A 4,891-nucleotide genomic window follows, 5' to 3' on the forward strand; every position below is an offset into this window, starting at 1 on the left:
ACGCCCGCTCCATGTACATTCCATGGACAAGACGCCGCGGGTTCTCCGCATGGTTTTGGGCCGTGGCATTTGCGCCGTGCTCGTTCCACGCCGACCTGTGTCGGGCCCTCGGGTCCCTGGCTACCACACCAGGGCGGGAGGTCACCGCCACTCCCCCTTGATCCCGGTTCCAGACCCGGTCCCGCAGGAGCGATGGGGGGATTATGCGGGAGGTGTTTTGGGGTGGGGAAAGATTGGGTGTGAAAAAATGTGTGGGGTGAGTGGAAACAATGGGTTGAGTTGAAATTTGCGGTGAATCTTTCCCCCACAGTTTTCCGCTGGTCTCAGCTTCGGCAGTTCTGCGCCGCTGTAGCCTTCATCGATGGTCCGGCATGGATCCCGGGTCTCCGCATGCGCTTCGCTCATGCTGCGCCCGGGATGACGAACTGCATGTTAGGTCTTCGCTAATCGTCAACGCTGGCGCGCAGCAGTTACGTCTCCGGCGCGGTAGCCGCGCCTGCTGTGCGGCAGTCAACAACGTTTGCGATTAGCGGCGACACCCACCACCTCGTCATCCTCGGGCGTAGCACGAGCGAAGCGAAGGGCGGAGACCCGGGGATCCATGCCGGAACCTCAAAGAAGAACGCAACGGTGCAGAATTCATCAGCGTCAGGACCGGGCCGCGCCCGACGATGCTGCGACCAATAGGTCCCGGATAACCTCCGCTTCGCTCCGGTTTCCGGGATGACGATTGGTTGTCGATGCCGATCGCCAAGGATGAACTGCATGTTCAGCCCCGCCAATCATCGGTTGGCAGTCGCAAATCCTGATCGCTTCCGCATGACGTACCCCACCAAAACCCCCGGAACCTCCGTGCGCTTGATGGGTTATTGTACAGCGTATATGCTTTGCCATCGAAATGTGGACCTGATGACCGAACACACCCCGATCAATGTCCAGAGCCGGCGCGAGCGCCAGAAGGCGGAACTGCGTGCGGAGCTTCTGGCGGCCGCCCATGCGCTGGTGAAGGAGGAGGGCTATGATGGCCTGACCATCCGCAAGCTTGCCAAGCGGGTCGGCTACGCGACGATGTCGGTCTATTCCTATTTCGCCGACAAGCACGAAATCCTGCTGGCGCTTGCCGAAGATGCCTACAGGAACCTGGCGCGGCGCATGGAGCAGGACACGCCGGCGGATCCGATGGCTGCCCTCCACAAAATGATGGAGGAATACACGCTCTTCGCGCTCGACAATCCCAACGAGTACCGGACCGTGTTCATGACCGGCGACCACAATCATCCTCTCGGGGCGAGCGAGGAGGAGATCCAGCAGATCAAGGAACAGAATCCCGCCATGCAGATACTGCTCAAGCGGGTCCAGGCCTGCATCGACGCCGGCATCTTCAGGGGTGATGTGCATGCGATCGCGACGCTGCTGTGGAGCTACGGGCATGGCACCGTGTCGCTGCTCATCACCTTCCCGCACTATCCCTTCGGCGAGCGTGAAGCCTTTCTCCGCACCTCCATGGATGTGGCGCTCACCGGACTGATGTCGCGCGAGATCGGCGCCCTGACCCCGCCGGAAGAGCGCTGCTAGTTCTCTCCCGCGCCTAGACGCCCGTCCCCCAATCAACATCGAAACCATCTGCCTCGGATGCGATCAATCAAACGTGATCGCAGTATTTTCGTACGCGTACAATTTTCCCTTGAAGATCGATGATGGCGAGCGTACATGTTCATCGTAACGTACATGTACGAAAAAGATAGAAACCTACGGAGAAAGACGATGAAGAAGACAGCTCTCGCTTTGGCCGCGGTTCTCGCCCTTTCGGGCAGCGCCTTCGCCACTGATTTCGCCGCAACCCTGCAGTATCCGATTGCCGCTCCGCGCCTCGACGCGACTGTTGCGAGCAAGCCCGCCAAGGGCCTCGATTATTCCTCGACGGGGTCGATCAAGCAGAAGTCCATCAAGAGTTCGGTCCAGCCGTCCGGCGCTGCGGCGGTCCAGCCGAAGGCCAAAGCCAAGTAATTTTATCCTCCCGCAACCCTCCCCAAGGTTGCAGTACGAAAAGGGCGGCGGATTTTATCCGTCGCTCTTTTTGCGTCTGGAGCCATTAGTCAGGCGACGCGGCTCGCGCTTTCGTGGAAGGCTGAGCATGGCGGGTGAGAGCATGCCGCGCTTCGGGTTGTGCCAGCGCAGTCGAATTCGGCGGTGATGTGGTGCGGCAACCTCTCGATATCGACGCGCTTAAGCGCAGTATCATGGTTCCGTCATATCGTGACGTTCGGGGCCTATCGGAGAACAGGATCGATCGTCTATTTTGCGGTGCAGCAAGGCCCGCGCCAGCCTTGTTGGCGATAAGGCCGTACTGCCAGAAAGCGGAAGAAAAAATGATCGTCCGTCCCCGTCCTGGATTGCTGAAACTGTTCTTCGTCATGCGCGGATCGATCGTTCCGCGCATCGCGCCGCAGATCATCGGCTTCGGCATTTATGCAGCCCTTGTGGTGGCGGGCGTGAAGGCGTCGGGCATCTCCTTCGACGGCTACAACATTGCACCCTTCGGCCTGCTTGGCGTGACGCTGTCGATCTATCTCGGCTTCCGCAACAATGCTGCCTATGACCGCTGGTGGGAGGCACGCAAGCTGTGGGGCCAGCTCGTCTTCGACGTCAGGAATTTTTCGCGCGCCGTGCTGGCGCTGGTGCCGGGCGAGACGAAGGAGGCGCGGCCGATCCTGATGGAAGTGCTGGCCTTCTGCCACCTGTTGCGCGGGCATCTGCGCAATGTCGATGCCAGCGGCGAAGCGCGCGGTTTCATCGGCGATGAGCTGGACGGCGTGCTCACTGCCAGCAATCGCCCTGACGAGATGGTGCGGCGCATGGGACGCCGGATAGCCGCGCTGAAGGCGGAGGGCCGTATCGAGGCGATGGATTGCGTATCCTCGACGAGCGACTGTCGGGCATTGCAGCACTTCAGGCCGGCTGCGAGCGCATTGCCGGCACGCCGCTGCCCTTTGCCTATACGTTGCTGCTGCAGCGTTCGGCCTATATCTTCTGTCTCCTGCTGCCGTTCGGGCTGGCGTTTTCGGCCGGCTGGGGCACGCCGCTGTTTACCGCACTGATCGCCTATTCCTTCTTCGGGCTGGATGCCTTGTCGGAGGAACTGGAAGATCCGTTCGGCACGCAGGCCAACGACCTCGCGCTCGACGGGCTCTGCCGCGTCTGCGAGATCTCGGTGTTCGAGGCGCTCGGCGAAACGCCGCCGGAAATGATCAAGCCGGAGAAGTATTTTTATTCGTGAGCGCGCTGCTGCGCTTCGCCGCAGTGCCGCCGATCAGAACTTTCAGTTGCCGGGAGTTGCGAACCGCATCGTGTAAATGGTTCCGGCAATGCCATTCGCAAGCGCCGGTGAAAGGTTCAACGGAAGGCAGGCCTGCAGGGACTTGATTGCGGTATCGACAAATGTCGTTCGTGCCTTCTCGTCGCCTTCCACGTTGATAGCGGTCGGTTTGGGAGCGCCGATCAAGGAACCGTCACGCTTCAGGCTGAAGCTCAGGGTGACCGACGAATTCTTGATATCGGTTGGGAACTTCCAGCATGCCTGGATTGCCGCTCCGACTTCATCCATGGTTTTGAGCGGTTCGGCCTGCGCTGCGAGCGGTCCCATAAGGATCAATCCGGCAGCCGAAATCCGTATGATGATGTTTTTCATCTGCAGCCCTTTCCACTCTGCTGGTCTGAATTGCGTAACATGGAATAGATCAGCCGTGAATCGCCACCCTGGCATGCTGCCAGGGTGGCGCCGTGCAGCGGTCATGCGACGAAAAACTCACCCGCATTCATCGCCAGTCCGGGTGTCAGGAGGGTGGCGAACTGGGTTGCGGCAGCGCCGCCGATGCCGTCCTTGTCGAAGAAAAGCCCGCCCGTCGTCGAATTGAAGATGATCCGGTCGCTGGCATCATGCGCGGCAGTGCCGATGTGGAATGCCGCCGCTGACAACCAGCCCGCCGCCAGGCCGAAGAAGATGCCCTTGTCCAGTTGGATCATGTCGTCGGCAACATTGTAGTCGGTGATGGTGTCGACATTGTTGGATCCGAGCACCGTGTTGAAGACGAATGTGTCTTTGCCTTCCCCGCCGACCAGGCGGTCATTGCCGAGATAGCCGGCAAGCGTATCGTTGCCGGCGCCGCCGCGCAGGATGTTGTTGCCGCTGTTGCCGCCGACGGTGTTGGCAAGCGTGTTGCCGTTTCCGGTCAGGTTGCCGGTGCCCTGCAGCTCGAGGCGTTCGATGTTGGCGCCGATCGTCCAGTCGACCGAGGAGCGGATCGTGTCGCGGCCTTCGCCGGCTACCTCGATGATCCGATCCCCGCTCGAGGAGACAACGTAGATGTCATCGCCGGTTCCGCCAATCAGCGTGTCGTTGCCCAACCCGCCGTCGATCGTGTTGTTGCCGGCATTGCCGACGATGGTGTTGTCCAGAATGTTGCCGACGGCGTTTATGTTGCCGACGCCCTGAAGCTCCAGACGCTCGATGTTGTCACTCAGCGTCCAGGAGACGGAGGAGCGCACCGTGTCGGTGCCTTCGCCCACCAGCTCGATCGCCTGGTCGCCGGCTGCGTCCACGAAGAAGATGTCGTCGCCCAGTCCGCCGATCAAAGTGTCGTTGCCGCCGAGCCCGTCGAGCAGATCGTTGCCGACCCCGCCGTTTAGGGTGTTCGCGCCGGCATCGGTGCCGGTCAGCGTATCGTCAAAGGCCGAGCCGGTGAGGTTCTCGATGCCGGTCAGCGTATCGCCTTCGGCATGGCCGCCGGCGGCTGTTCCTGCCTCCAGGTTGATGATTATGCCTGCCGTCGATGCGGTGTAGTCGGCCGTGTCCGAACCCAGTCCGCCAATCAACGTATCCGCACCGCCAAGA

Annotated in this window: 4 protein-coding genes and 1 pseudogene; 3 read left to right on the forward strand and 2 right to left on the reverse strand. The window is 60.9% G+C overall.

All coding sequences use genetic code 11. The features are described from left to right. Nucleotides 1-909 precede the first annotated feature (909 nt). The 3 genes and pseudogenes from G6N74_RS30215 (at nt 910) to G6N74_RS30225 (ending at nt 3,277) form a co-directional block, all read left to right on the forward strand. A complete protein-coding gene (locus G6N74_RS30215; protein ID WP_165121692.1) occupies nt 910-1,575 on the forward strand; it encodes a TetR/AcrR family transcriptional regulator in 666 nt (221 codons plus the stop codon). A gap of 189 nt (nt 1,576-1,764) precedes the next feature. After that, a complete protein-coding gene (locus G6N74_RS30220; protein ID WP_165121693.1) occupies nt 1,765-2,007 on the forward strand; it encodes a hypothetical protein in 243 nt (80 codons plus the stop codon). A 407-nt stretch (nt 2,008-2,414) separates the two neighbouring features. Further along, nucleotides 2,415-3,277 (forward strand): annotated as a pseudogene (locus G6N74_RS30225) (bestrophin family protein). A 42-nt stretch (nt 3,278-3,319) separates the two neighbouring features. Here G6N74_RS30225 and tolA read toward each other — a convergent pair. After that, nucleotides 3,320-3,793 (reverse strand): cell envelope integrity protein TolA, encoded by a 474-nt coding sequence (tolA, locus tag G6N74_RS30235; RefSeq protein WP_246246080.1) that lies wholly within the window; start codon nt 3,791-3,793, stop codon nt 3,320-3,322. Continuing rightward, nucleotides 3,790-4,891 (reverse strand): calcium-binding protein (locus G6N74_RS31340; RefSeq protein ID WP_165121696.1); only part of this gene is annotated, 1,102 nt, incomplete at its 5' end. The genes G6N74_RS31340 and tolA, both read right to left, overlap by 4 nt.

Origin of the sequence: Mesorhizobium zhangyense (assembly GCF_011045115.1) — a bacterium.
GTDB classification, from domain to species: domain Bacteria; phylum Pseudomonadota; class Alphaproteobacteria; order Rhizobiales; family Rhizobiaceae; genus Mesorhizobium_M; species Mesorhizobium_M zhangyense.